This window comes from Kingella kingae (assembly GCF_900475905.1).
Taxonomy (GTDB): domain Bacteria; phylum Pseudomonadota; class Gammaproteobacteria; order Burkholderiales; family Neisseriaceae; genus Kingella; species Kingella kingae.
In genome coordinates this window covers 717,930-742,919 of the sequence record NZ_LS483426.1, presented here as the reverse complement: position 1 = coordinate 742,919, position 24,990 = coordinate 717,930, and the positions used below count along the sequence as shown (strand labels likewise).

The window sequence follows — 24,990 nt, the reverse complement described above, 5'->3', positions numbered from 1 at the left end:
CACAGCTACCAGCAAACAGTCGGGGCGTAGCGCAGCCCGGTTAGCGCATCTGCTTTGGGAGCAGAGGGTCGTGAGTTCGAATCCCACCGCCCCGACCACTTATTCTTACTTTGATACGTTCCAGATAATGCGCCCGTAGCTCAACTGGATAGAGCACCGACCTTCTAAGTCGGGGGTTACGGGTTCGATTCCTGTCGGGCGTGCCAAATGACTCAACATTTTTGTTTTTGTGGTGGCTGTAGCTCAGTTGGTTAGAGCATCGGATTGTGATTCCGAGGGTCGTGGGTTCGAGTCCCATCTGCCACCCCACTAGTTAAATATCTATACCGCACTAGCAGTTGTTAGTGCGGTATTTTTGCATTCAGGAAAATCAATGGCGATTTCGGTTTTGATTATTGGCATGGGCTTTGTGGGTCGTGCGTTGGCAGAATCTTTGTATCAACAAAATATTGCGGTTGGTGCAATCAAACGGCATCTGACTTCTGATGATGTGAATTTGCCGATTGCTTTGGACGCAGCGGATTTGAATCGCCCTGTTTGGCAAGCGCATTGGGCAAACTACACGACTTGGGTGCTGTTGTTGCCACCGTCTGCGATGGCGGATTATGCGGCAACGGTGGCTTGGTGGGTGCAGCGAGGTCAGCGTGTTGGCGTGCAACATTGGATTTATGGCAGCAGCGTGGGCGTGTTTGGCGCGACACAAGGTGTGTGCGATGAGCGAACTGTGCCAACCCCTAGCACGGAATCGGGCAAAAAAGTGCAGGCTGCCGAGCAGTTACTGTTGAACAGCGGTGCGACAAACGTGGATATTGTGCGTTTGGGCGGCTTGTATACGGCGGAGCGACATCCTTTGTATTCGCTGTTGCGGCGCGAAATGCCGTTATCGGGCGGTAATGCGGTTGCCAATATGATTCATCGCGATGCGGCGGTGGCAAAATTGGTGCAGGCTGCTTTGTCGTCCAACGGTTGCCGTATTGTGCATGCCGTAGAGCAGCCTGCATTGTGTAAACGTGATTTTTATGCGCGTGAAGCGAAAAAACTGGGGCAGCCTGCACCTGTTTGGCTGGATAATGCGCCTGCGTCTGCCAAGCAAATTATTTCAACCACATAAAACATAAAAAGAAGTGGCATCATGGATTGGTGGCAAATTTTTTGGCATTGCGTGATTTGGGTGGTCGGCGTGGTGGTGTGCGTCGGTTTGTGGCTGGTTGTCATGATTCCGATTATGTTGATTACGGCGTTGGTTGGCTTGATTTATGGCAGCATTTGGCTGTTTTTGCCGTTTTTACCGCCATTTTGGGCAACCCTAGCGAGCAGCGGTAGCAGCAGCAAGAAAAAGGGCTTTGACTGGGCGATAAAACCGAAGCCGATAGACACCGCGATTTGGTAGAACACATTCGCATTCAACAAATGAACGAAGACCGACACAGGCGATAAACCCCATGAAGCAACCGATTTTAACCGCGTGGCATTGCGACACGCTCAACCAACCGTTTTACCAATTTGCGCAGATGAAGCAATTTGCGCCCGATTCCATTGAAACCGTCAAAGCGCACTATCGCGTGGCTTGGACGGATTGGAAACAGTTTGTGCAACAAGTGCAGGCTGCTTTGCAAGCATCTGGCTTGCCGATTGGCGCAACGCACATTGAACGCTGGTGCAATGGTTGGCAAGTTCGCGCTCATTTGTTTGCGTTTTTCAAATTGGCAGGGCATGAACACGATGCGCCGATTTTGTCGCTGATACTCAATCGCCAAAACTTGATTGTGAGCTTGGATTGGCATGCCTATCGCGCAGCAAAATCCAACAGCACCGTTGGGCAATATCACGGCTATTTGGCGCAACTAGCACACGCAAATTGGCACGATTGGCACATTTGGCGCGGCAAAGACAGCGAATACGCCACGCACCCGTTGGTGGGCGAAAAGCAGCCTGCACATTATTCGTGGCGCGAAGGCGATGATTTTTATCGCATTGGCAAAACCTTGTCGCGCGACGAATTGGCACAGCACGATTGCGTGGCGTGGACGGCGCAACATTTACAGCAACTTGCCCAGCTTTACGCGCGGTGTTTTGATTAGAACGCGCTAAATCGCTACAATACGCGCTATTTTTTTATCAACTTAAAAACTTTGTCAATCTTATCTATTCGTCATTCCTGCGTAGGCAGGAATCCAACGTGATATTTAAGTATAGTGGATTAAATTTAGATTAGGACAAGGCGACAACGACCGCCGTGTACATCTAGTACATAAGGGAGTTGGCAACACTGTACTAATTTAAATTTAATTCACTATAACAGAAAATAAATCCAATAACTGAATAAGTTAAATGGATTCTCGCCTACGCGAGAATGACGGCAATTTCAGATTGTACGAAGATTTCAACCAAAAAAGGCAGCCTGCACATGGTTTCACTAGAAACTTGGATTGGATTGCGCTATCTACGCGCCAAAAAGCGCAGCGGATTCATGTCGTTTATTTCCGTTATGTCGATTGTTGGCATCGCATTGGGCGTGATTGCCCTGATTGTGGTGCTGTCGGTCGTGAACGGCTTTCAAAAAGAAATTCGTGGGCAACTGCTCAACATCGCGCCACACGCCGAAGTCGGACACATCGTGACAGGCAAAAACGCCACACAAACTTGGCAATCGCTGCAACAAAAATTTGCAGGCAAGCCACAAGTATTGGCAACCGCGCCCTATGTAGCAGGGCAAGGCTTAATCGCCAATTCGGGCGAAGTGCGCGGCATACAGCTACGCGGTATCTTGCCCGAACAAGAAAAAAGCGTAGTAGATTTTGCCAACAAAATGAGCGCAGGCAGTTTTGAGGACTTAAAAGCGGACGAATTCAGCATTATTTTGGGTTCTGGTTTGGCACAAATTTTGGGCGCGGAAGTGGGCGGCAAAGTAACCGTTATCACGCCCGAAGGCAATGTTACCCCAGCAGGCGTTGTGCCACGTTTGAAGCAATTTAGCGTGGTGGGCATTGTCAAAACAGGCGTGGACGAAGCCGACAACAGCATGGCTTTGATTCATTTGGCAGACGCGCAAAAACTGTATCGCCTAGACGATGCGATGATTGGTCTGCGCCTAAAATTAGCCGACCCGCAAAATGCGCCAGCAGTTATGCAAACTTTGTTGCCCGAAAGCGAACGCACAAACTTGTGGACACAAAACTGGACGGACAACAATCGCAGCTATTTCAACGCCGTAGAAATGGAAAAACGCATGCTCACGTTGCTGCTGACTTGCATTATTGTGGTAGCAGTGTTCAATTTGGTGTCGTCTTTGGTGATGGCGGTAAACGAAAAGCAATCCGACATCGCCATTTTGCGAACTTTGGGCTTGTCGCCACGCGGTGTGATGAAGATTTTTGTGGTGCAAGGCATGGTATCAGGCGTATTGGGAACGCTCACAGGTTTGGTGCTGGGCTTGCTGTTAGCATGGAAAATCGGCGCAATCATCGCGCAAATTGAACAATGGTTTGGCGTACAATTTGTGTCGTCCCAAGTGTATTTTATTAACTATTTGCCCAGCGACATTCAAACCAGCGATGTGATTGGCGTGGTGTCTATTTCGTTGATTTTGTCTTTATTGGCAACTCTTTATCCAAGTTGGAGCGCGTCTCGCACCCAACCTGCGGAGGCTTTGCGTTATGAATAATAGTGTGATTGATTGCCAACAAGTCGCCAAAACTTATCAAGATGGCAGCCTGCACGTTGAAGTGTTGCGCGATTTGACTTTGCAAATTCAAGCAGGCGAAAGCGTCAGCATTATTGGCGCATCGGGCAGCGGCAAATCCACGTTGCTGCACATTTTGGGCGGATTGGACAAGCCAACATCGGGCAAAATCTCGCTAATGGGGCAAGATTTGTCTGCGCTCAACCAAACGCAACTGGGCAGCCTGCGTAATCAATATTTGGGATTTGTGTACCAATTTCATCATTTGTTGGCAGAATTTAGCGCGTTGGAAAACGTGATGATGCCGTTGTTAATAGGCAAAATGAAACGCGATGAAGCCGAAGTGCAGGCTGCTTTGATGTTGGAAAAAGTCGGTTTGGGGCAACGCATGATGCACCGCCCAGCCGAATTATCGGGCGGAGAACGCCAACGTGCCGCGATTGCGCGTGCTTTGGTGAAACGTCCGCAATGTTTGTTGGCAGACGAACCGACTGGCAATTTAGACCGAAATAACGCGCGTCATGTGTTGGAGATGATATTGGAATTACAGGCAGAATTGAACACCGCTTTGGTGGTGGTCACGCACGATGATGAATTGGCAACGCGCTTTAATCGCACGCTTACCATGCAAGATGGTCGACTTGTGCCGTTTGGCGCGTGATGAGATTGACTTCACAGCCGTAGGTATCTACACAAATTTATTGTGAATTTTTGAATAGCCTGCCATTTAATCCCCTTCCCCAAAGGAGAGGGAACGGATTAGCAGTTATTCAACCGTTGCTGTCATTTTGAACGATTGTATTGACCTACTACACTAAACTCTTTGTAACCCAAAAGGAAAGCACCATGAAAACAACCGCTATTTTAACCGCCCTACTCTTTGCCGTTGTCACACCTGTGCAGGCTGCTTCGGAATTTGTGCTACACGGCAGCAACAAACCGCAAGAGCTAAACGCCAAAGCCCCTGTGCAAATCATCAATTTGTGGGCGACTTGGTGCGGCCCGTGTCGCAAAGAAATGCCTGCCATGAGCCGTTGGTACACGCAAAAAGGTAAACGCCAAAACGTGCAAATGGTAGGTATTGCCATGGACGAAACCGCCAACATCGCGCAATTTTTGAAAAGCACGCCTGTGTCGTATCCCATTTGGCGATACACGGGCAACAACAGCCGCGCGATGATGAAATCGTTTGGCAACCAAGTGGGCGCGTTGCCTTATACCGTGATTCGTGCGCCAAGCTGCAACCAACAGCAAGCCGTGTTAGGCGAATTGACCGAAGCGAAATTGGATAGCGCGGTGGCGGCGGTTAAGTCTAAATGTGGATTGAAGTAATCGTATCAATATAGCAAAGCAGCCTGCACATTTTATTCACAGAAAAATGCAGGCTGCTTTCATAGATTTTTTGTATGAAACAACGCATCAATCATCAACCCGTTTTTGTATTGAGCAGCAAACCATGGCGCGAAACCAGTTTGTGGCTAGAAGTATTCAGCCAAAACTACGGGCGCGTGGCTTTGTTGGCGCGAAGTGCGCGTACTCGCGGCTCGGAATTGCGTGGCGTACTTGTGCCGTTTGTGCCAATTAGCGTGTCGTGGTTTGGCAAAGAAGAGCTCAAAACCATACACCGCGCCGAATGGTTGGGCGGCTGGGCGCAACCGAAAAACCGTGCCTTGTTTAGCGCAATGTATGCCAACGAATTGGTGCTAAAACTCACGGTGCGAGAAGACCCAAATCCCGCCATTTATCAAGCCTTGCAACAACTTATGCAGCAAATCGCCCAAGCCACATCGCACACCGCAGCTTTGCGTTATTTTGAATGGCAACTGCTCAACGCTTTGGGTTACGCGCCCGACACGCAAACCGACCAGCACGGCAACGCAATTATTGCCGATGCCTATTATTTGCTACGCGCCGAACACGCAGCACAAGCCATAGAACCCAGTCAAGCCGTGTTGTCGCCCGATTCGTGTTTGATACAAGGCAACGTGTTGCACGCATTGCAACAAAGCAGCCTGCAACCCAATCAACTCAACAGCGCGTTGGCATTGAATCGCGTGTTGATTCAACACCATGTACCACACATCGCCAGCCGCCAAGTGTTACAACAACTGGCGCAACTAAAAAACAGTCTATAAGCCATGTCCACACAACCTTCACGCTTTTTGCCCCTGCTGCTTACCTTGGCGATTTTTATGCAAATGCTGGATTCCACCATCTTGAATACCGCATTGCCCAGCATGGCGCAAGATTTAAACCAATCGCCGTTACAAATGCAGGCTGCCGTGATTGCCTATTCGCTCACTTTGGCGTTGATTATGCCATTGAGCGGCTGGCTGTCCGACCGCTATGGCACAAAGCGCGTGTTCATCGCCGCCATGAGCGTGTTTATGGCAGGCTCGCTGTTGTGTGCAGTCGCAAGCAGCCTGCCGATGTTAGTGTTTGCGCGAGTAGTACAAGGCATGGGCGGCGCAATGTTAGCCCCCACGCCACGCATGGTTGTCATGCAAGCCTATGACAAAAGTCGCCTAATCAACGTGATGAATTACATCGTCATGCCTGCACTAATCGGCCCAATCATAGGCCCAATTGTTGGCAGTTATTTAGTGGAATACGCCACATGGCATTGGATTTTTCTGATTAACCTACCCTTTGGCTTTATCGCGATTGCTACCGCCATTCGCATCATGCCCAATTTCAAAAAAGAACAAAATCAACCGTTTGATTTACTCGGCTTTTTGCTATTTGGCGGCGGCGCATTGGGATTGAGTTTTGCCGTAGAAACCGCACAACACGCGCAGGCTGCTTGGTTTAGCAGCTTAACCGCCCTATTCTCACTGTGCGCGTGGTTTGGCTATTGGCAACACGCCAAGCAACACCCATCGCCCTTATACAACCTACAACTGCTGTCGGTTCGCACCTTTCGGCTCGGTTTAATCGGCAATTTATTTTGCAGATTGGGCATGAGCTGCTTGCCGTTTTTGCTACCGCTATTAGTGCAACTGGGATTGGGGCGCAGTCCAAGCCAAGCAGGCTGGGTGCTTGCGCCACTTGCCGCCGCGTCCATCATGGTCAAACCCACGATTAAACCGATTATCACGCGCTTGGGATACAGACGCACACTCGCCATCAACACCTGCCTAATTGGCTTGCTAACCCTTGCGCTGACCATTCCCGATGCCCATGCACCGCTGTGGCATTTGTTGCCGATTTTATTGCTACTGGGCGCGTGCAATTCCATACAATTTACGTCTATGAACACGCTCACGCTGGCAGATTTGCGCCCACAGCAAGCAGGCAGCGGCAGCAGTCTGATGACCGTAAACCAACAGCTTGCGATTAGCTTTGGCACAGCGATTGGCGCGGCATGGCTACAATTTTTCGCGCAACACAACCCAAGTAGCCTGCATACCGCCTTTCGCTACACATTTTGGGCGATTAGCAGCATGACGCTGTTGTCATCGCTCACGTTTTTGCGATTGCATTGGCGCGATGGCAGTAATTTGGTGCGTTGATTAAGACTTCCTGTAAAATGACCGTAGGTCGGGCAGGCTTGCCCGACACATTTCACAATATTCACAGATTTGTCGGGCTGCCAGCCCGACTTACGACTATTTTTCTGACACGTTTATCAACCCAAAGGACTTAAATATGACCAACCTATTCAAATGGCTATTCCCCTTTGCCCTATTGATGACAACCGCCTGCACCCAAGCCGAACCCACACAAAAAGTGCAGGCTGCTTCCGATAGCGTTGCCACCGCCCAAGTGCAGGCTGCTCGCGACAACACCCAATCGCTGATTTGGCAGATTAGCAAAACAGGTCAGCCCAATAGCGTACTCATTGGCACGGTACATATCGGCAAAACCAACAGCCAGTTGCCAGCCGATTTCCAAACCGCGTTGCAACAAAGTCAGCAGTTGGTGCTGGAAACCGAAGCCGTTGCACCCGAATATTTAGAAAAAAATCCCAATATCGCCATGCAGCTAATGGCAACTTTAATGGTAGAAAAATCGCTCAACAGCACCATTGGCAAAAAACGCATCGCCCCTGTACAACAAGTGTTCGTCCAATCCGTCATGCCCGAATTTGCTCAACTGTTTGCCCAGCCCGATGCACCGATTAGCCTTGCACCGTGGGCAATTTGGTTTCATTTGGGTTATGCCGACACGCCTGCTGGCTACGATTTTAATCACGGCATCGATATGTTGTTGGCAAAATCAGCGCAAGCGCAAAACAAGCCTGTATTGGGATTGGAATTGCTAGAACCGTATCAAATGTTAAGCCAACTGCCCGATGATGTTGCCATTCGCGGCATCGACAGCTATCTTGCCAACCGCAACAAAGCCATTGCCATGCAAGCCAAATTGTTGCGCGATTACGAGCAACGCAATGTTGCCGATTTATGGCAAGCCAGCCACGGTGCAGCCATTTTGGAAGACATAGACCCGCAAGACCACGCCATTATCGGCAAAATTGTTGATGGGCAAATTTTGTATCAACGCAATGCCAACTGGATTCCCAAGTTATCGCAATATTTGGCGCAAAAACCGACTTTGGTTGCGGTGGGTGCGGCGCATTTGTTTGGCGAAAAAGGCGTGATTGCCCTGTTGCGCCAACAAGGTTACACGGTTGAGCCGTATAAACCATAAATTCAAGTTATCTGTTTGACCTAAATCGCAAAAAAAACGATAATGCAGCCCAATTAAACAAGCAGCCTGCAACTGGTGCAGGCTGCTTCCTTTTGAAAGAACACATCACATGAAATCTCCAGAATTATTACTCCCAGCAGGTGGCTTAGAACGCATGCGCGCTGCTTTTGATTTTGGCGCAGACGCCGTTTACGCAGGTTCACCACGCTACTCACTTCGCGCCCGCAACAACGAATTTGCCAAATTAGACGTGTTGCGCCAAGGCATTACTGAAGCGCACGAGCGCAACAAAAAATTCTTTTTGACCGTAAATACCTTGCCGCACAACAGCAAACTCAAAACCTTCCACAGCGACATGGAACCCCTAATCGCCATGAAACCCGATGCGCTGATTATGGCTGACCCCGGTTTAATCATGGAAGTGCGCGAAAAATACCCAGACATGCCTATCCATTTATCCGTGCAAGCCAACACCACCAACTATTGGGGCGTGAAATTCTGGCAAAAAATGGGCGTAGAACGCATTATTTTGTCGCGCGAATTGAGCATGGACGAAATCGCCGAAATCCGCCAAGAATGCCCCGATATTGAATTGGAAGTATTCGTACATGGCGCATTGTGTATTGCGTATTCAGGACGTTGTTTATTATCAGGTTATTTCAACCACCGCGACCCAAATCAAGGCACTTGCACCAATTCTTGCCGTTGGGATTACAAGGTTCATGACGCGGTGGAAGACGAAATGGGCGACGCAAAATTATTGCAAGGTTTCAATTTCAATTCCGCGCAAGAAGAAGCCAATTCTGCTTTTGAAGGCATCAACGGACAACAACGCCACCCAGCCGCCAACAAAGTTTTCCTGATTGAAGAATCCAATCGCCCAGGTGAGATGATGCCAATCATGGAAGACGAACACGGCACATACATCATGAATTCCAAAGACTTACGCGCGATTGAGCAAGTGGCGAAATTGGCGGAAATCGGTGTAGACAGCCTGAAAGTAGAAGGGCGTACAAAATCGGTTTACTACGTTGCACGAGTGGCGCAGGCGTACCGCAAAGCAATTGATGACGCGGTTGCAGGCAAACCATTTGATTACGGCTTGTTGGCGGAATTGGAAGGCTTGGCAAATCGTGGCTACACATCAGGCTTTTTGGAACGCCATCAAACACAAGAATATCAAAATTATTTGTACGGACATTCCATTGCCAAACAATCACAATTTGTCGGACAAATCAGCGCGATTGACGCAGACGGTTGGGCAACGATTGACGTGAAAAATAAATTTTCTGTCGGCGATTTGCTGGAAATTATCCACCCGACTGGCAACCAGTTAATCACGTTGGCACAAATGAAACGCAAAGGCGAGTTTGTGGACGTGGCGGCAGGCAACGGCATTCAGGTGCAAATCCCGAATATGCAAGGGCGCGATAAAGCACTGGTGGCGCGTGTGATTCAGAACGATGCGCCAACCGCGTAAATAAGAAAGCAGCCTGCACTTTTCGTAAACAAAAATGCAGGCTGCTTTTTTACGCCCTTTTAATGCAAACTCCCTGTTTGCCCTATCAAACGCTTTTCTTCCAAGGCAAGCAACGCCGCCGACACGCCTTGTTCTATTTTTGCCAAGCTATCGGCTTGCGCTTCGTGATAGGCTTCGGCAAGCGCGTATTCAAAGCCCACCGCATCCGTGCCACCATGACTTTTGATAACCACGCCACGCAATCCCAAGAAAATCGCACCATTAAAACGGCGTGGGTCTAGCCGCTTTTTAAAGCCGTTGAGCGCAGGTAACGCGCCCAATGCACCCATTTTGGTAAACACATTGCGGTTAAACTCTTCTTTGATTGCGCTGCCCATAAATTTGACCGCGCCTTCAATCGTTTTCAATACCACATTGCCGACAAAACCGTCTGCCACCACCACATCTACTTCGCCACCAAAAATCGCATTGCTTTCCACATTGCCCACAAAGTGCAGGCTGCTTTCGCGCAACAAGCCAAAGGTTTGTTTGACCACTTCCGTGCCTTTGATGTCTTCCGTGCCAATGTTCAATAAGCCCACGCGCGGCGTTTTTTTGTCGGGATACAACGCAGCCACCAGCTCGCTACCCAATACCGCAAATTGCACCAACTGCTCTGCAGTGCAATCCACGTTTGCGCCCAAATCCAGCATCAGCGTTACTTTGCCGTCTTGGGCAGGCAAGAATTTCGCAATCGCAGGTCTGTCCACGTGTGGCAAAGTTTTCAGCACAAAACGCGCCGTTGCCATTAATGCGCCCGTATTGCCTGCCGACACCGCAGCTTGTGCGTTGCCCGATTTCACTTGCTCAATCGCCAAACGCATAGACGATTGTTTTTTATGCTTTAAAGCGTGTTGTGGTGCTTCGTCCATGCCCACGACTTCGCTGGCGTGGACGATTTCAATTCGCTGCATCGGCGCAGAAGTAGCCTGCAACGCATCACGCAATAAAGTTTCATCGCCCACCATCATCAAACGCACATTCGGCTCTTTTGCCAAAAACGACACCGCAGCAGGCACAGTAACCGCCAGCCCAATGTCGCCCCCCATCGCATCAACCGACAAAGTAATCATCTTGTTCCAATCTATTTCCGATTGCTGTAAACAAAGCAGCCTGCACCCAATTTATGTGCAGGCTGCCTGCTTATCGCATTATCCTGATTTATGCCGCTTCAACCTTATGCGCCGCACGATGATTGTGCGCGTCAATATCGGTTGCGTCCCACGGATAATTTACCCACCAGTCTTGCACTTCCAAGCCAGCGTAGTAATGCACACCTTCGGGAATTACGCCGCGTTTTTCTTTGATTTTATTATGAATAACCGCAAAACCCACTTCCGTAAAATTTTCTTTTTGCAATTCGCGCAACACAAATTCTGCCGTAACACGACTGTCATCTACTTCGTCCACCACCAAAATATTTTTGCCAACAATTTTTTCGGGGATTGGGTCAATCCATTGCACTTTTTGAATTTCGTCTGCCGTTTCACCGCTGCCCGATTCGTCCAAATAATAGGCAGTCGTTACCGCATAAATTGGCACATCAACAAAGCTACGCAACATACGCGCAGGAATAAAGCCGCCACCGCCAATCGCAATCATTGCATCATATTGAATGCCCGATGCCTGAATTTGCTCGGCAATTTTTTTAACGGTATGATGAATTTCATCATAAGTAAACCAAATTTTGTGTACCGTCATCACAATCTCCCAAAGCACTTAATATTACATAAACGAAAAAAGCCAGCCGAGTGCATCAACACGCAATCGCTGACTTTTTTCTGCATAACAGCCTTACTCGCCTTTGGCTTTCACAACTTTACGACCACGGTACATGCCGTTTGGCGAAATGTGGTGTGGGCGATGAACTTCACCTGTTGCGCCGTCCACAGACAAAGCTGGTGCAGTCAAAGCATCGTGAGAGCGGTGCATACCACGACGAGAAGGGGATTTTTTGTTTTGTTGAACAGCCATTTCAAGCTCCTAAAAATATATAATCAGTCAAAAAATAAACAGGTTAGTCCGATTTTTTCAAACCCGCCAACACGGCAAAAGGATTAGTTTTGTTTTGATTAACCGCATCTAAATCTGCATTGCCACAATCATCATGCTTGGGCGAAAACGGCAATGCCATTAATATTTGGTCTTCAATCAACGAGAAAACGTCTAATTCAGCTTCGAGCAACATACCTTCCAATTCTTCATCGGCAAGCATGGCTTCGTCTAGCGATTCTTCGTTTTCAAACAAAACAATTCGCACATTTTCATCTAGCGCAAAATGAACAGGCTGCATACAACGTTGACATTGCAAAGGCAAACTGCCCGAAAGCGTGAGCGCTAAAAACGGACGTTGCCATCTATCAACGCCACCTTGCAAAGTGTACGCCAATTCTGATGACAATTCGGTAAAATCGTGCGACCAAACGCGTTTGTCTAAATCATTCAATAAAACTTTGCCGCGCAGGTTTTCTTGCTTGATGGCAAACGCTTGGGGTTCAATCAATATTCGGTTTAACATAAACAGGGCATGATATAATTTTATTGCTTTGTAGTCAATATTTTTAACCGTTTTTTCAGATTTATTTGTCATTGGACACAGGAGTTTTGACGATGAGTTTACCGATTATTTTGGCTTCTACTTCGGTTTTTCGGCAGCAGCAGTTGCGAACATTGGGCGTGGATTTTGTTGCGGCAAAACCGATGTTTGACGAAACGCCTTTGGCTGGCGAATCGCCATCGGATACAGCTTTGCGGTTGGCTATTGGCAAGGCGCAATCGTTGGCGCAACATTATCCGCAGCATTTGATTATTGGGGCTGACCAAGTGGCGTGGTGCAACAATCGTCAGCTCGGTAAACCGATGTCGGTAGAAAAGGCGGCGGCGATGTTGGCGGAATTGTCGAGGCAGCGCATTGAATTTTATAGCGCGGTTTGTGTGCTGGACACGAGTGCAGGCTGCTTGCGGCATCATGTGGACAAAACAGTAGTGCAAATGCGTGTGTTGTCGCCCGAGCAAATTCGCCATTATTTGGCGCGTGAGCCTGATGCGATTTATTGTGCAGGTGCGGCAAAAAGCGAAGGTCTGGGTGCGGCGTTGTTGGAGCGCATCGATAGTTCTGACCCGAATGCGTTGATTGGTTTGCCAATTTTTTGGTTGGTGTCGTGTTTGAATGAATTGGGTATTGATGTAATTTAAAAAGTGCAGGCTGCTTTTGAAATAGAAAAAGCAGCCTGCACTTTTTGTTTAGCGTTTTTGTTGATGCGAAATCAATTTGTTCAACGCAATCACCAGTTGTTCATCGGTAAACGGTTTGCAAATAAAGCCACGCGCACCGTATTGCAACGCGCGTAATCCAGTTTGTCTATCCGATAAAGCCGATACCACCAAAATACTGGTGTTTTGGCTTAATGCACGAATTTGTTTAATGCACTCCAAACCGTCCAAATTGGGCATGGTCAAATCCATGGTAACCAAATCGGGTTTGTGTTCTTTAAACATTTCTACTGCTTTTGCACCGTCTGATGCAGTAGCAACCACTTGAATATCCAAGCCCTGAATACTGCGTTCAATTCGATTTCGAATGATGTTGGAATCATCTACAATCATTAATGTAGGCATTCTTATCCCCTATTCTAAATTATTTTCCCTGCGGAAATTTGATACTAAAACGAGTGTATTGATGCGCTGCGGTAGTCACACCAATGCGTCCACCAATGCTTTGAATCTCATCTTTAATAATATCCATTCCCACACCACGACCTGCATCTTCCGATTCGTTTGCTGCGGTTGAAAAACCATTGCTAAACATCATGTTCAACAATTGTTTTTGCTCGGCATTGGGTGCGGCATCTGCTGCCAGCAAGCCCAAGTTCACAGCTTTTTGGCGAATGGCTTCAAAATCGATGCCATTGCCATCGTCTTCCGCTGCCAAGACCAAATTGCCATCGGCTTGTTGGGTCAATGTTAATTTGAGCGTACCCATTGCAGGTTTGCCACGAGCTTGGCGTACTTCGGGTGCTTCAATGCCGTGCACCACCGAATTACGCAAAAGCTGAATCATAACATTTTTTAACTTGTCCCATTGCGATTCTTTGATTTCGTATTGGTCAAAACCGCTTACAACCAACTGCGCTTGTTTGTTATTGCGCGTGGCAATGTCGCCAACAAATTGTTTCAAGAAATCGACTTGCGCTGTGGCAAATGTGCGCCAAGCGGGTTCTGTGCTGCTTGGTGCTGCCGCTTGATTGGCGTGCGAGCCAGCTTCTTGCCCCATGCGACCGCTGTAATTTTTCAAAATATCGAACAAGCGATACAAGTCTTCCAACAATACCACCAAGCCAAAGAAGTCTTGACCAGTCAAGCTTCTGGAATTTCGCATCACTTTCAAAGACTCTTCAAACGATTCGCAAATACCTACCATGCGTTGCAATTTGAGCGATGATGCTTCGCCTTTGATTTTGTGAATTAAACGAGCAATATATTGTACTTTGCCTTGCAATTCATACGAATCTGAACCTGGTGATTTCAAAATTTGGTTGATTTCATCCAAATTTTGCGTACTGCTGCCGATAAAGTTGTTCAGCAACACAGGATTGGTATTCAAAATAGTGCTGAGCATTTCCATTTCGCGGTTTTCTTGCTCTTTTTGCGCTTCCAAGCTGGCTTGCAACATCACCGATTCGGTTGTATCGGTTACGCTGACCAATACACGTTCGATTTTGTCGTTAATCCATACGCGGAAGAATTTGAAATCCATAAAACGCAATTCATTGGTGCGTTCATCTTGTACGCTAATGCGGTTAAGCGGATTCAAGTCTTCAATCAAATCTTCCATTACCCAGTCGCTATACAACTGTTCAATAAAGAATTTTGTGGTTTCGACTTCTTCGGGTGGTACAAATTTATCCAATACATCGAGCAAGTTTTTGTTACCCAAATCTTTTTGCCCCAAAATGTCTTCCAAGCGGCGAGAATATTGGCTACCAATGGTCAAATCTTTGTCCACCAAGAACAAACCTTCGTTCACCGACACCATGATTTCGCTCATCTCTTCGTTGGCAATCGCCAGTTTGTGGTCATTGGCAACCAATTGACGCAGCGCACCAAACACAATCATGAAGAACAAAACCACCGCCGCGATAATACCGCCCAGTTGGAATTTTTGCAGCATCGATGCTTGTGCGACCACTTCGCTATTTAACGCCGCTGCTAATTGTGAAGAGTCGGTCAGCAAGGTTTGGTTATACAAACGTGAATAGTCCACCAAGTAGTCACTCACTTGTTTTCTTAAATTAGCTTGATTGCCTTGATTTGACGACAAAAAGCTATCAATCAAACCCAAATACGGTTCCCAAACTTGGCGCAAATTGGCTGCGTGGTACGCGGCTTTTGCGTTGCCTGATACCGCGCTAATGGTAACAGAGCTGCCGTCTTGCGTAGTGACTTCGCCACCTTTTTCAAATGCAGATAAAGTGCTTTCGAATTTATCGCGAATTTGCTTAATCTCTTGCAAACGGAACAAGGCTTCTTGTGGCAAATCTGCCAAAGCAACATCGCCTGTTTTGGCATTGGTTTCAGGCATAGCCACATCGCTGGCTGCTGCCGCTGTTGTCGTTGCAGCAGGTTTGTTTACTTGCTCTGCCAAATACAGGTTAATATCCAACAAGTTTTTAGATAATTGTTGAATCGATGCACCTTGCTCACCTGCTACGTTAATAATTTGTGTGTTTTGTGCCAAACGGCTGGTTGACCACGCACTCAAACCCAGCAATGCAACGGTTAAAATCAAAAACAACACAACCAATGAAATCAAGCCTGAGTATTTGCGTAACCCAACTGGGCTATTACTGATTTTTTTCATTTTATTCTCCAAATATCATCATGATTTTATTTGCTTACTCGTTGGATAAAGGCATCAAGATTATTGGAATTGATGTCTTGATACGGCACTTTGACCACTTTGTATTCCACACCATGTTCGATGCCACTCATCACAGGATTGCCAGCCGCTAAATTAGCTGCCATTCGCACGGCGGTTTTGGCTTGTTCATCGTAGTCGTTGAATACTGTGCCAACTAAATCACCATTTTTAACGGCTTCTAGCGCAGTTTTAGAACCATCAATACCAAAAATCGGTAATTTAACGCCATGTTTTTTCAATGTGTTGATTGCACCTAATGCCATACTGTCGTTGTTTGCCAAAATCACTTCAACATTTTGGAATTCTGGCAATGCAAGCCATTTTTCCAAAAGCTCTTCTGCTTCGGCGGTTTGGAACATGGCAGTATCTTGCAAAACTTTGGCAACAGGTACACCAGAGTTTGGATAAAACTCCATAGTGCTAACCGACCATTTGGTACGCGCTTGTGCACCTGCGTGTCCTGGAACGCCTTCAATCATGGCATATTGCACCACGCCATCTTTGTTTTTGTCCCATTCTGGGTGAGCTTTCCATGCGTTTAACACTTGCAAACCTTGCAATACGCCAGCCTGCGCGGCATCGCCATCGACAAAGTATGCCGTGTCGCAAGAAGCCAAGTTTTTATCGCCAGGGCTACGGTTGATGTACACCACAGGGATTTTGGCTTGACACATTTTGCGAACAAAATCGCCGCCTTTGCTCACATCTGCCAAATTGACTACCAAGGCTTTTGCGCCACGTTGAATCATGTCTTGCAACTGAGCATCTTGTTTGTCTTGATTGTCTTCTGCGCTCTCGACAAACAATTTTAGGCTGCTGTGGTCTTTGCCTGCTTGTTCAAAAGCAGCATACATACCTTGGAAAAAGGGGTTAGTGCGAATATCACTTACGTTTGCGCCCACTGTGGCGGTGGGATAATTGTTTTTTTCGGCTGCTGCAGTTTGTTGTGTGTTTTGACCACACGCAGCAACAGAAAATAGCACAAAAGGTAGTAAGGTTAGCATTTTCATAATTTGCTCCCAATAAAATTCATCATTTAAATATGTTAGTTATTTGTAATGAAACAATATTCTGAATGGACGTACTGTTTGATAACGAATTGTAAAGAATTACAAGGCATTTCGCTATACATTCGACTATATTATTTACAAATATTTGTTTGTGTTGTATTTCAATCAAACAAAAAAAGCAGCCTGCACTTTCAAAAATAAAAGTGCAGGCTGCTTTGAATTAGGTGCAGGCTGCTTATTCCTTATCCCAAATGCGATTGGTTGGCTGGCGCAAATAAACGGCATCGTCAAACGTGGCGAGTTGTTCGGGTTTGAAGGCGACACAAACGGCTGCGCCAATGCCGCTTAAAAAGGCTTCGCCCCACGCCAGTAAAAAGAAAATGGGAAAGGCTTGTTGCCAAATGATTGCGCTGGATAAGACATCGGCAAAATACAATACGCTACACACCAGCAAGCCTGTCAGCAGCATACCGAATGCGCCCGATAGAAAGCCTGCACAAAAAATGTAGATGAACACGTTTTTAGGTAGCCTGCACAATAATTGTTGCCGAATCAGCGCGTTGAGCAAACACGCTGGTACAACCACACACAAGGCGTTCAACGCGAATGGGGCGACAAAACCGCTGCTTTGTTGGGCGATGCCAAACAGCAGCAAGATGCTGCTGCCCAGTAAAAGTGCCATAGGCGTACCAAGCATTAGGCTGATTAAATTGAGTCCCAACAAATGATAGCTCATACCTGCCAGTTGTCCTGCTTCTACGCGCACGTTCAATGCCCACAACAAGGCGAACAAGGCGATGGCTATGGGTAAGCGTGGTAGCTGGGATAAAAGGTGCAGGCTGCTTTTGTGGCGAACAAAGCAGCCTGCAATTAGGCAAGCGTATGCGAGCCATGTTGCCCAAATCAAACCGATATGGGGCAACCAGTGGGGCAAAAAAGTCATGATTGAGTTGATTAATGTGGATAATGCGTTTCTTCGTATTCGTGGATTGGCTCGGCGGCTTCAATGGGCGTTTCGTGAATCAAATCGGCGGCTGGCGCAAACCATTTCCCAAGCGACTTCAACAGCGGTTTTTAAACTGCCCGAATGCGCCTTGCCTGTGCCTGCCAAATCCAACGCTGTGCCGTGGTCTACCGATGTGCGGATAAACGGCAAACCCAGCGTAATGTTCACACCACCACCAAAACTGGCGTGTTTCAACACAGGTAAACCTTGGTCGTGATACGCTGCCAACACCGCATCGGCATCGTCCAAATAAAACGGCTGAAACAGCGTGTCGGCTGGCAATGGGTCGGTGATGTTTACGCCACGTTGGCGCAATATTTGGGCGGTTGGCTGCATGATTTCCAGTTCTTCACGCCCCAAATGTCCGCCCTCGCCTGCGTGTGGATTGAGTCCTGCCAACAAGATTTTGGGCGATTGAATACCAAATTTGTTTTGCAAATCGTTGTGCAAAATGGTCGCCACACTGTCTATCAATTCGGGCGTAATCGCGTCTGCCACTTCACGCAAGGGCAAATGGGTGGTCAGCAACGCCACGCGCATTCCGCCGCCTGCGAGCATCATCACGACTTGTGGCGTGTGGGATTTTTCGGCTAGGTATTCAGTGTGCCCGCTAAAATAAAGTTGTTCGCCAAAGTGGTCGTTGATGACACCTTTGTGGACGGGCGCGGTTACCATACCTGCAAATTCGCCGTTGTTGATGCCGTGCATGGCGCGGTCTAGCAATTCAATCACATACGGTGCGTTGTGCGGATTGAGTTCGCCTGCCGTGCAATCGGTTTTGAGTGGAATGTGTAGGACTTCTAGCTCATTGGGTGCAGGCTGCTTTTTTGCGTCAAAATCGCGCAAAGCAATCGTTTTGCCCAGCATTTTGGCGCGATTTGCCAGCAGGTTTTTATCGCCCAACACGACAACGCGACAGGGCAAATTCATGTGCGCCAAATCCAAGCAAATGTCTGCGCCAATGCCTGCGGGTTCGCCTGCGGTTATCGCTAAAATTGGGGTGTTCATGGGCTGCTTTCTTGTGAAAATGCACGCATCATACCTGAATTTGCGTTCAGCAACATAACAAAGCAGCCTGCACACCATTTGGCACAATACGCAAGCTGCAAACTATGTTGGCAAACACGTTCAAATTCCCGTGGTGTATGGCGGCGAATTTGGCATGGATTTGGCGGCGGTAGCGCAATTTCATCGCGTGTCGGTCGAATAATTGGTGCGCGAACACACGCGTTACACCTATACCGTTTTTATGATGGGCTTTCAGGCTGGTTTTCCGTATTTGGGCGGCTTGCCCGAGCATTTGCACACGCCGCGCACGCGCATTGCCACAGGTTCGGTGGGCATTGGTGGCGCACAAACAGGCGTGTATCCGTTTGCATCGCCAGCAGGTTGGCAAATTTTGGGCAAAACCGATTTACCTTTGTTTGATGCAGCCTGCAATCCACCCACTTTGTTGAGCGCAGGCGATACGGTGCAATTTATAGTGGATTAAATTTAGATTAGGACAAGGCGACAACGACCGCCGTGTACAGCTAGTACATAAGGGAGTTGGCAACGCTGTACTAGTTTAAATTTAATTCACTATACCTAAATCAAAGATTTGGACAAAAAAGCAGCCTGCACTTTTTGGTTGATGAAAAGTGCAGGCTGCTTCGGTTGTTTAGATGATTCAATCAACTAGACGCTTTTTTAAACGCAGCATCGGCATCATCAAAGCGTTGTTGTACGGCTGCGCTCGGTGCTGGGCTCAACAGCGAACCTACGACAATCGCCATCACACAAGCAATAAAGCCTGGCACAATTTCATACAAACTGCTGCCTGTGAGTGGCTTCCACGCTACCACCACCGCCGCGCCTGCTACCATGCCAGCCAACGCGCCTGCTGCGGTCATACGTTTCCAAAACAGCGAGAAAATCACCGCAGGCCCAAACGCCGCGCCAAAACCAGCCCACGCATACGACACCAATCCCAACACTTTGCTGTTTGGGTCAGACGCAATCAAAATCGCAATCACGGCAATCGCCAACACCATGACACGTCCCACCCACACCAATTCGGCTTGTGGGGCGTTGGGGCGCAGAAAGCCTTTGTAGAAGTCTTCGGTAATCGCACTAGAACACACGAGCAGTTGGCAAGACAAGGTGGACATGACTGCTGCCAAAATCGCCGACAAAATCACGCCTGCAATCCATGGGTTGAACAAAATAGTAGTCAGAGCGATGAAAATGCGCTCGTGGTCGCCATTCATGATAGCGGCTTCTTGTGAGTGCTGACCAAAGTAAGCAATACCAAAATAACCAACGGCACACGCGCCACCCAAACACAAAATCATCCAAGTCATACCAATGCGGCGTGCGTTTACCAGCGATTTCACGCTTTCGGCTGCCATAAATCGCGCCAAAATGTGCGGCTGACCAAAATAGCCCAAACCCCATGCGGCGGTAGAAATAATGCCCATCAGCGTTGTGCCAGCCAGCAGGCTATCGTATTGTTTGCCTGAACTTTGCACCATCATTTGCAAAGCAGCCTGCATTTCGTCTGCGCCACCCAAGCTCAAATACACCATAATTGGGGTAACGATGAGCGCGAAAATCATCAAACTGGCTTGAATCGTGTCCGTCCAGCTCACTGCCAAAAAGCCGCCAATGAACGTGTACACAATGGTTGCGCCTGCGCCCAACCACATGGCTTGTGTATAGGAAATATCAAACAGACTTTGGAACAATCGCGCCCCTGCCACAATGCCCGAAGCGCAGTAAATTGTGAAGAAAAACAAGATGATTGATGCCGAAATCACTTTCATTGCATGACCTGTTGCGCCAAAACGATGATAGAAATAATCGGGCAAGGTGAGTGCGTTATTGTTGTATTCAGTGTGAACACGAAGTCGCCCAGCCACCAGCAACCAGTTCAGCCACGCGCCAACGGTTAAGCCAATCGCAATCCACGATTCGCTCAAACCAGTCAGATAAATCGCGCCTGGCAAACCCATCAGCAGCCAGCCCGACATATCGGACGCGCCTGCCGACAACGCGGTTACGAACGCGCCTAAACTGCGTCCGCCCAGAATGTAGTCATCAAAGTTGCGTGTGGAAAAATAAGCTGCCATGCCAATGAGCAATACGACAATCAAATAAATGCCAAAAGTTATATACATCGGATTCATGTGAAATCCTTTCGTAAACAAGATTAAAAAAGATGCAAATTGCACCGTGTTTGTTTTTCTGATAATGGCATTTAACCTGAATTAACAAAAATCGTCAAGATTTTCACGTTTGAAATGATGCGTTTACCAAAATCCGCAAACGCCCTACAATACGCGTCCATGAAGACACAAAACTCAACTATTCCCACCGCTTTGGCGATTATCGCGCCGACAGCCAGCGGCAAAACTGCGTTGGCATTGGCAATCGCGCAAGCTGTGCCGTGCGAAATCATTAGCTTGGACAGCGCGTTGGTGTATCGCGACATGGACATTGGCACGGCAAAACCCACCGCGCAGGAATTGGCAAGCGTACCGCACCATTTAATCAATATAATCAGCCCATTAGAAACATACAGCGCAGCGGATTTTGTGCACGATTGCTTGCATTTGGTGGACGAAATTCGCGCCAAAGGCAAATTGCCGCTTATTGTTGGCGGAACGATGATGTATTACCACGCGCTCACACAAGGCTTGAACGCACTGCCCGAAGCCGATGCCGCCACGCGCGAACGCTTACAACAGGTCAAACAGGCGCACGGTTTGGCGCATTTGTATGATTTGTTGCAACAAGCCGATCCAGTCACCGCCCAACGTTTATCGCCCAGCGACACACAACGCATTGAACGCGCTTTGGAAGTGTTTTGGCTCACAGGCAAGCCCTTGTCGCAACATTTTGCCGAACAAACCATGCAGCCTACATTATTGAATCTGCCGACCATTGCGCTGATTGCCGAACAACGCCACGCGCTGCACCAGCAAATCAACCAACGCTTTATCCAAATGATAAATAACGGTTTTTTGGACGAAGTGCGCCAGTTGCAACAACGCTATCCTGCGCTGCACCCCGATATGCCGTCTATGCGCTGCGTGGGCTATCGCCAAGCGTGGGCTCATTTGGCTGACGAAACGGACTTTGAAAACTTTGTGGAACAAGGGCAAGCTGCCACGCGCCAGTTGGCAAAACGCCAGCTCACTTGGTTACGCAAAATGCAGCCTGCACACGTTTTTGACCCATTTACCCAACGCGATTATGTGCCACGCGCCATAGAAATAGCTCAACAACTACAATCGTCCTAATTATGTTTACTCCCGCTCCACTTCGCCGCCGCCTGTTTGCCCTGTGTTACGAATCTTTGCTAGTCGGCTCTGTTTCGCTGCTGGCAGGTTTGTTTGCTGGTGGCATTTTGACCTTACTGCCCAGCGCAATCGCCCAACACAACTGGTTTTCATCACTTTTAACCGTGTTGATTTTACTCGGCTCGTGGTGGCTTTATTTTCGCCTAAACTGGCAACGCGAAGGGCAAACCCTGCCCATGCGCGTGTGGAAAATCGGCTTATCCGACAAACAAAGCAGCCTGCACCCACACCGCAGCGTGTTGTTGCGCCGTTATTTGTGGGCGTGCGTGTTTTTGGTGTTTATTCCATTGCTGGCGTATCAAACCTTGCGTTATCAAGGCATTGCGCCGCGTTCTGCCACTTGGTTGTCGCTGTTTTGGTGGATTTTGCCGTGGGGATTTGCGCTGCTGAATCGCCGCCGACAGTTTTTGTATGATTACTTGGCTGGCACGGAATTGGTGGATTTGCGCGAGCGGTAATCCATGTGAAAAAGCAGCCTGCACTTTTGTTTATGGAAAGTGCAGGCTGCTTTGTTCTTTATTGGTATTATAGTGGATTAAATTTAGATTAGGACAAGGCGACAACGACCGCCGTGTACACCTAGTACATAAGGGAGTTGGCAACGCTGTACTAATCTAAATTTAATTCACTATATTACTTCAAAAACTGCTGGGCAATGCGTAACACATCGTCCAAACCAAAGCCATCGGCATCGGCGGCTGTGCCGTTTGGCGTGATAGCGTTGATGATTTGCGGCAAATATTGCGACAACACATTGCCTGCATCGCCCACATTCAAGCCCACGCTTTGTGCGGCTTGTTGCAAATGATTGCCCAGCGCGTTTTGCAAATCACCACCGCTAACCGCTTGATTTGCGCCATTGCCAATCCAGCTTTGCAACGCGTCGCCCAAACCGCCTTGTTGCAACTGCCCAAGCAAGCCGCCAATGTCGCCGCCATTTTGTTGCACCAGTTGCGTAATTAACTGAATCGCTTGTCCTTGTTCGCTGTTGCCTACCATTGCCGATGTAGCAACGCTCACCAAAGAATCAAAAAGTCCCATGTGTGCGTCCTTGTTATAAAGGTTAAAAAAATCAAATTAAACCAACTGCTCGCCCCAATGCAATTTTTGACGCAAGGTTTTGTAATACTGGTAATCGATGGGGTGCAGCACGCGCAAATTGTGGCGATAGCGGCGAATGGTAACCACGTCCATGCTTTGAATATCCACCACCGATTGTCCGTCATAATGCACACGCGCATCGCCTGCTTTGGTAATCAAAATGCAGATTTCGCCTGTGTCGGAAATCACAATCGGGCGATTGGTCATGGATTGCGGACAAATCGGCACAAGCGTAAAAGCGCGAAGTGTGGTCTGCAAAATTGGGCCACCTGCTGCCAATGAATACGCGGTAGAGCCTGTGGGCGTGGACACAATCAAGCCGTCCGAGCGTTGTGTATAGACAAATTCGCCGTTGATAAATACTTCAAATTCAATCATTTGACCTGTACCGCCGCGCGATAACACGGTGTCGTTCAACGCCAATGCTTTATGTATGACTTCGCCTGCGCGTGAAATAGACGTTTCCAGCACCAAGCATTCGTCCACCAAATATTTGCCGCGCAACATGCTGTCTAGTTCGGGCAACATTTTGTCACTGGTTACTTGGGTTAAAAAGCCCAAATGTCCTTGGTTTACGCCGATGAGTGGCACGCGATAGGGCGCGGCTTGTCGGGCGGCGGCTAAAAATGTGCCATCGCCGCCTAGCACCAAAATCAAATCGCATTGTTTACCCAAATCTTCGCTGACTTGGCAGCCTTGTGGCAAGGGTTCGTGTGTGCTGGCGGCGTATTCTGTATCTACATAAACATTGAGTTCTTGCTGTTGCAAAAAGCTGGACAGCTCGGCAATGACCGATGCGATGTTGGGGGTGCTGGGTCGGGTTACTAAACCGATGTGTTGGAATTGGCTTTTCATGGTGGCAAAGTCAATCAGAAGGAAAAGGCGATATTATAACGAAAAAGCAGCCTGCACATAGCTAGCTCAAAATTTTTAGAAACGCCGTCATTCTCGCGCAGGCGGGAATCCAACGAAATCATTTAGTTATCTATATTATTGTTTATTAACAAGAATACAACGTTGGATTCCTGCCCACGCAGGAATGACGACGCAATCTATTTCACAAAGCAGCCTGCACTACTCAAACCACCGCACCACTTCATCAACCGTTTTACGCGCTTTGGGTTTAATTTCGCCAGCGCGATAACCAAAGCTCACCATCACCGACACGCGCCATTCGTTTGTGTCCAAGCAGCCTGCATCGCTCAAAATTTGGTTTACGGCGGCGTAATCAAAGCCTTCAATCGGGCAAGAATCAATGCCCAGCAATGCCGCGCCTGTCATCATGTTTGCCAACGCAATATAAGTTTGCTTGCCAGCCCAATCCAACACGCTGCGTTCGCTGGCAAGAATGTCGGCATCGTGCTGCTGAAAACGCTGATATTTGGCGCGAGCGGCAACGGCGGCATCGCCTGTAAAACCGCGTCTGGCGATGATGTCGTCAAAAAATGGCGTGTCAAATCGGGCGTTGGTTTTGGCGGCAATCACAACCAAATGACTGGCATCGTCCACTTGCGTTGCCATGCCCCACGACACGGGTTTGAGTTTAGCGCGTAAATCGCTGTTTTGAATTACCAAAAATTGCCACGGCTCGCTGCCCACCGAGCTGGGCGACAGGCGCGCGCATTCCAAAATAGCCGCAAAATCGGCATCGCTAATCGTGCGATTGGGGTCGTAGGCACGCGTGGCGGCACGGCGGCGGAAGACTTCTAGTAATTGTTCGGGTGTGAGCTGGATCATAAAATTTCTTTCGTTATCTATA

General features: G+C 48.2%; 28 protein-coding genes and 3 tRNA genes. 17 read left to right on the top strand and 14 right to left on the bottom strand.

The genetic code is table 11. From position 1 onward, the window contains the following. Positions 1–20: 20 nt before the first annotated feature. The 13 genes from DQN52_RS04070 to trhP all read left to right on the top strand — a co-directional run bounded on the left by DQN52_RS04070 (position 21) and on the right by trhP (position 9,812). Positions 21–98: transfer RNA gene (locus DQN52_RS04070), tRNA-Pro, on the top strand. Positions 99–129: 31 nt separating this feature from the next. Next, positions 130–206 (top strand) — tRNA-Arg (locus DQN52_RS04065). 26 nt (positions 207–232) lie between these two features. Further along, a tRNA-His gene (locus DQN52_RS04060) sits at positions 233–309 on the top strand. A 64-nt stretch (positions 310–373) separates the two neighbouring features. Beyond that, positions 374–1,111: a Rossmann-fold NAD(P)-binding domain-containing protein gene (locus DQN52_RS04055; RefSeq protein ID WP_003785229.1), complete on the top strand. Its 738-nt coding sequence runs from the start codon at positions 374–376 to the stop codon at positions 1,109–1,111. 21 nt (positions 1,112–1,132) lie between these two features. Next, entirely contained in the window at positions 1,133–1,390 is a 258-nt protein-coding gene (locus DQN52_RS04050; RefSeq protein ID WP_003785228.1) for a hypothetical protein, read from the top strand. Positions 1,391–1,442: 52 nt separating this feature from the next. Continuing rightward, entirely contained in the window at positions 1,443–2,081 is a 639-nt protein-coding gene (locus DQN52_RS04045; RefSeq protein ID WP_003785227.1) for an HI_0552 family protein, read from the top strand. A 326-nt stretch (positions 2,082–2,407) separates the two neighbouring features. After that, positions 2,408–3,664 (top strand): lipoprotein-releasing ABC transporter permease subunit, encoded by a 1,257-nt coding sequence (locus DQN52_RS04040; RefSeq protein WP_032827580.1) that lies wholly within the window; start codon positions 2,408–2,410, stop codon positions 3,662–3,664. Beyond that, positions 3,657–4,343: a lipoprotein-releasing ABC transporter ATP-binding protein LolD gene (lolD, locus tag DQN52_RS04035; protein WP_003785225.1), complete on the top strand. Its 687-nt coding sequence runs from the start codon at positions 3,657–3,659 to the stop codon at positions 4,341–4,343. Before DQN52_RS04040 ends, lolD begins: the two co-directional genes overlap by 8 nt. Positions 4,344–4,528: 185 nt before the next feature. Further along, on the top strand, positions 4,529–5,014 hold the full coding sequence (locus tag DQN52_RS04030) for a TlpA disulfide reductase family protein (protein ID WP_003785224.1): 486 nt from the start codon (positions 4,529–4,531) through the stop codon (positions 5,012–5,014). 74 nt (positions 5,015–5,088) lie between these two features. After that, complete coding sequence (recO, locus tag DQN52_RS04025) at positions 5,089–5,817, top strand: DNA repair protein RecO (protein ID WP_003785223.1); 729 nt, start codon at positions 5,089–5,091, stop codon at positions 5,815–5,817. Positions 5,818–5,820: 3 nt separating this feature from the next. Then, positions 5,821–7,194: a DHA2 family efflux MFS transporter permease subunit gene (locus tag DQN52_RS04020; protein ID WP_032827579.1), complete on the top strand. Its 1,374-nt coding sequence runs from the start codon at positions 5,821–5,823 to the stop codon at positions 7,192–7,194. A 136-nt stretch (positions 7,195–7,330) separates the two neighbouring features. Next, the gene (locus tag DQN52_RS04015) at positions 7,331–8,332 is read left to right on the top strand and encodes a TraB/GumN family protein (protein ID WP_003785221.1); all 1,002 of its coding nucleotides are present in this window, start codon (positions 7,331–7,333) and stop codon (positions 8,330–8,332) included. A 109-nt stretch (positions 8,333–8,441) separates the two neighbouring features. Beyond that, a complete protein-coding gene (gene trhP, locus DQN52_RS04010) occupies positions 8,442–9,812 on the top strand; it encodes a prephenate-dependent tRNA uridine(34) hydroxylase TrhP (protein ID WP_003785219.1) in 1,371 nt (456 codons plus the stop codon). A 59-nt stretch (positions 9,813–9,871) separates the two neighbouring features. Here trhP and plsX read toward each other — a convergent pair whose 3' ends face one another. From plsX to DQN52_RS03990, 4 genes are all read right to left on the bottom strand, one after another. Beyond that, positions 9,872–10,924 carry a phosphate acyltransferase PlsX gene (gene plsX, locus DQN52_RS04005; RefSeq protein WP_003785217.1) on the bottom strand — a complete coding sequence of 351 codons (1,053 nt, stop codon included), beginning with the start codon at positions 10,922–10,924 and terminating at the stop codon, positions 9,872–9,874. A gap of 88 nt (positions 10,925–11,012) precedes the next feature. Further along, the gene (locus DQN52_RS04000) at positions 11,013–11,552 is read right to left on the bottom strand and encodes a phosphoribosyltransferase (protein ID WP_003791369.1); all 540 of its coding nucleotides are present in this window, start codon (positions 11,550–11,552) and stop codon (positions 11,013–11,015) included. Between the two features lie 93 nt (positions 11,553–11,645). Continuing rightward, on the bottom strand, positions 11,646–11,825 hold the full coding sequence (gene rpmF / locus DQN52_RS03995) for a 50S ribosomal protein L32 (RefSeq protein ID WP_003785213.1): 180 nt from the start codon (positions 11,823–11,825) through the stop codon (positions 11,646–11,648). A gap of 43 nt (positions 11,826–11,868) precedes the next feature. Next, positions 11,869–12,369: a YceD family protein gene (locus DQN52_RS03990; RefSeq protein WP_032827577.1), complete on the bottom strand. Its 501-nt coding sequence runs from the start codon at positions 12,367–12,369 to the stop codon at positions 11,869–11,871. Between the two features lie 92 nt (positions 12,370–12,461). On the opposite strand from DQN52_RS03990, the gene DQN52_RS03985 reads away from it, so the two are divergent. Beyond that, positions 12,462–13,046, top strand: a complete 585-nt coding sequence (locus tag DQN52_RS03985; RefSeq protein ID WP_003785209.1) for a Maf family protein — start codon at positions 12,462–12,464, stop codon at positions 13,044–13,046. Between the two features lie 48 nt (positions 13,047–13,094). On the opposite strand, the gene DQN52_RS03980 is transcribed toward DQN52_RS03985, so the two are convergent. From DQN52_RS03980 to DQN52_RS11650, 6 genes are all read right to left on the bottom strand, one after another. Beyond that, on the bottom strand, positions 13,095–13,469 hold the full coding sequence (locus DQN52_RS03980) for a response regulator (protein ID WP_223877574.1): 375 nt from the start codon (positions 13,467–13,469) through the stop codon (positions 13,095–13,097). Between the two features lie 19 nt (positions 13,470–13,488). Continuing rightward, positions 13,489–15,711: an ATP-binding protein gene (locus tag DQN52_RS03975; protein WP_003785204.1), complete on the bottom strand. Its 2,223-nt coding sequence runs from the start codon at positions 15,709–15,711 to the stop codon at positions 13,489–13,491. 26 nt (positions 15,712–15,737) lie between these two features. Further along, entirely contained in the window at positions 15,738–16,781 is a 1,044-nt protein-coding gene (locus tag DQN52_RS03970) for a galactose ABC transporter substrate-binding protein (protein ID WP_003785202.1), read from the bottom strand. Positions 16,782–17,016: 235 nt separating this feature from the next. Further along, positions 17,017–17,724, bottom strand: coding sequence for an energy-coupling factor ABC transporter permease (locus DQN52_RS03965; RefSeq protein ID WP_003785200.1), 708 nt, complete (start codon positions 17,722–17,724; stop codon positions 17,017–17,019). Positions 17,725–17,784: 60 nt separating this feature from the next. Continuing rightward, positions 17,785–18,795: a 4-hydroxythreonine-4-phosphate dehydrogenase PdxA gene (gene pdxA / locus DQN52_RS03960; RefSeq protein ID WP_032827574.1), complete on the bottom strand. Its 1,011-nt coding sequence runs from the start codon at positions 18,793–18,795 to the stop codon at positions 17,785–17,787. Positions 18,796–18,841: 46 nt separating this feature from the next. Next, a complete protein-coding gene (locus tag DQN52_RS11650; protein ID WP_420911737.1) occupies positions 18,842–19,012 on the bottom strand; it encodes a hypothetical protein in 171 nt (56 codons plus the stop codon). Between DQN52_RS11650 and DQN52_RS03955 the strand changes: the two genes are divergently transcribed. Then, on the top strand, positions 19,001–19,279 hold the full coding sequence (locus DQN52_RS03955; protein ID WP_420911736.1) for a 5-oxoprolinase subunit B family protein: 279 nt from the start codon (positions 19,001–19,003) through the stop codon (positions 19,277–19,279). The two genes, DQN52_RS11650 and DQN52_RS03955, sit on opposite strands and share 12 nt — an antisense overlap. A gap of 181 nt (positions 19,280–19,460) precedes the next feature. Here the strand turns inward: DQN52_RS03955 and putP are convergent, their stop codons facing one another. Next, entirely contained in the window at positions 19,461–20,954 is a 1,494-nt protein-coding gene (gene putP, locus DQN52_RS03950) for a sodium/proline symporter PutP (protein ID WP_003785191.1), read from the bottom strand. A 159-nt stretch (positions 20,955–21,113) separates the two neighbouring features. Between putP and miaA the strand changes: the two genes are divergently transcribed. Both miaA and DQN52_RS03940 read left to right on the top strand, forming a co-directional pair. Beyond that, entirely contained in the window at positions 21,114–22,070 is a 957-nt protein-coding gene (miaA, locus tag DQN52_RS03945) for a tRNA (adenosine(37)-N6)-dimethylallyltransferase MiaA (RefSeq protein ID WP_032827654.1), read from the top strand. A 2-nt stretch (positions 22,071–22,072) separates the two neighbouring features. Further along, positions 22,073–22,588, top strand: coding sequence for an RDD family protein (locus tag DQN52_RS03940; protein ID WP_032134018.1), 516 nt, complete (start codon positions 22,073–22,075; stop codon positions 22,586–22,588). A gap of 175 nt (positions 22,589–22,763) precedes the next feature. Here DQN52_RS03940 and DQN52_RS03935 read toward each other — a convergent pair whose 3' ends face one another. The 3 genes from DQN52_RS03935 to DQN52_RS03925 all read right to left on the bottom strand — a co-directional run bounded on the left by DQN52_RS03935 (position 22,764) and on the right by DQN52_RS03925 (position 24,968). Next, entirely contained in the window at positions 22,764–23,171 is a 408-nt protein-coding gene (locus DQN52_RS03935; protein WP_003785184.1) for a YidB family protein, read from the bottom strand. Between the two features lie 36 nt (positions 23,172–23,207). Next, positions 23,208–24,086 carry an NAD(+) kinase gene (locus DQN52_RS03930; RefSeq protein WP_003785182.1) on the bottom strand — a complete coding sequence of 293 codons (879 nt, stop codon included), beginning with the start codon at positions 24,084–24,086 and terminating at the stop codon, positions 23,208–23,210. A 219-nt stretch (positions 24,087–24,305) separates the two neighbouring features. Beyond that, the gene (locus DQN52_RS03925; RefSeq protein ID WP_003785179.1) at positions 24,306–24,968 is read right to left on the bottom strand and encodes an NAD(P)H-dependent oxidoreductase; all 663 of its coding nucleotides are present in this window, start codon (positions 24,966–24,968) and stop codon (positions 24,306–24,308) included. Between the last annotated feature and the right edge of the window lie 22 nt (positions 24,969–24,990).

Excerpts from the sequence above, each read along its gene's own strand:
- DQN52_RS03930 (WP_003785182.1), bottom strand. The coding sequence starts at position 24,086 with ATGAAAAGCCAATTCCAACACATCGGTTTAGTAACCCGACCCAGCACC.
- DQN52_RS03970 (WP_003785202.1), bottom strand. The coding sequence starts at position 16,781 with ATGAAAATGCTAACCTTACTACCTTTTGTGCTATTTTCTGTTGCTGCG.
- DQN52_RS03965 (WP_003785200.1), bottom strand. The coding sequence starts at position 17,724 with ATGACTTTTTTGCCCCACTGGTTGCCCCATATCGGTTTGATTTGGGCA.
- DQN52_RS04020 (WP_032827579.1), top strand. The coding sequence starts at position 5,821 with ATGTCCACACAACCTTCACGCTTTTTGCCCCTGCTGCTTACCTTGGCG.
- lolD (WP_003785225.1), top strand. The coding sequence starts at position 3,657 with ATGAATAATAGTGTGATTGATTGCCAACAAGTCGCCAAAACTTATCAA.
- trhP (WP_003785219.1), top strand. The coding sequence starts at position 8,442 with ATGAAATCTCCAGAATTATTACTCCCAGCAGGTGGCTTAGAACGCATG.
- miaA (WP_032827654.1), top strand. The coding sequence starts at position 21,114 with ATGAAGACACAAAACTCAACTATTCCCACCGCTTTGGCGATTATCGCG.
- putP (WP_003785191.1), bottom strand. The coding sequence starts at position 20,954 with ATGAATCCGATGTATATAACTTTTGGCATTTATTTGATTGTCGTATTG.
- DQN52_RS04015 (WP_003785221.1), top strand. The coding sequence starts at position 7,331 with ATGACCAACCTATTCAAATGGCTATTCCCCTTTGCCCTATTGATGACA.
- DQN52_RS04040 (WP_032827580.1), top strand. The coding sequence starts at position 2,408 with ATGGTTTCACTAGAAACTTGGATTGGATTGCGCTATCTACGCGCCAAA.
- DQN52_RS03990 (WP_032827577.1), bottom strand. The coding sequence starts at position 12,369 with ATGTTAAACCGAATATTGATTGAACCCCAAGCGTTTGCCATCAAGCAA.
- DQN52_RS04055 (WP_003785229.1), top strand. The coding sequence starts at position 374 with ATGGCGATTTCGGTTTTGATTATTGGCATGGGCTTTGTGGGTCGTGCG.
- plsX (WP_003785217.1), bottom strand. The coding sequence starts at position 10,924 with ATGATTACTTTGTCGGTTGATGCGATGGGGGGCGACATTGGGCTGGCG.
- DQN52_RS03925 (WP_003785179.1), bottom strand. The coding sequence starts at position 24,968 with ATGATCCAGCTCACACCCGAACAATTACTAGAAGTCTTCCGCCGCCGT.
- DQN52_RS04045 (WP_003785227.1), top strand. The coding sequence starts at position 1,443 with ATGAAGCAACCGATTTTAACCGCGTGGCATTGCGACACGCTCAACCAA.
- DQN52_RS03940 (WP_032134018.1), top strand. The coding sequence starts at position 22,073 with ATGTTTACTCCCGCTCCACTTCGCCGCCGCCTGTTTGCCCTGTGTTAC.
- DQN52_RS03980 (WP_223877574.1), bottom strand. The coding sequence starts at position 13,469 with ATGCCTACATTAATGATTGTAGATGATTCCAACATCATTCGAAATCGA.
- DQN52_RS04030 (WP_003785224.1), top strand. The coding sequence starts at position 4,529 with ATGAAAACAACCGCTATTTTAACCGCCCTACTCTTTGCCGTTGTCACA.
- rpmF (WP_003785213.1), bottom strand. The coding sequence starts at position 11,825 with ATGGCTGTTCAACAAAACAAAAAATCCCCTTCTCGTCGTGGTATGCAC.
- recO (WP_003785223.1), top strand. The coding sequence starts at position 5,089 with ATGAAACAACGCATCAATCATCAACCCGTTTTTGTATTGAGCAGCAAA.
- DQN52_RS03985 (WP_003785209.1), top strand. The coding sequence starts at position 12,462 with ATGAGTTTACCGATTATTTTGGCTTCTACTTCGGTTTTTCGGCAGCAG.
- DQN52_RS04050 (WP_003785228.1), top strand. The coding sequence starts at position 1,133 with ATGGATTGGTGGCAAATTTTTTGGCATTGCGTGATTTGGGTGGTCGGC.
- DQN52_RS04000 (WP_003791369.1), bottom strand. The coding sequence starts at position 11,552 with ATGACGGTACACAAAATTTGGTTTACTTATGATGAAATTCATCATACC.
- DQN52_RS03935 (WP_003785184.1), bottom strand. The coding sequence starts at position 23,171 with ATGGGACTTTTTGATTCTTTGGTGAGCGTTGCTACATCGGCAATGGTA.
- pdxA (WP_032827574.1), bottom strand. The coding sequence starts at position 18,795 with ATGAACACCCCAATTTTAGCGATAACCGCAGGCGAACCCGCAGGCATT.
- DQN52_RS03975 (WP_003785204.1), bottom strand. The coding sequence starts at position 15,711 with ATGAAAAAAATCAGTAATAGCCCAGTTGGGTTACGCAAATACTCAGGC.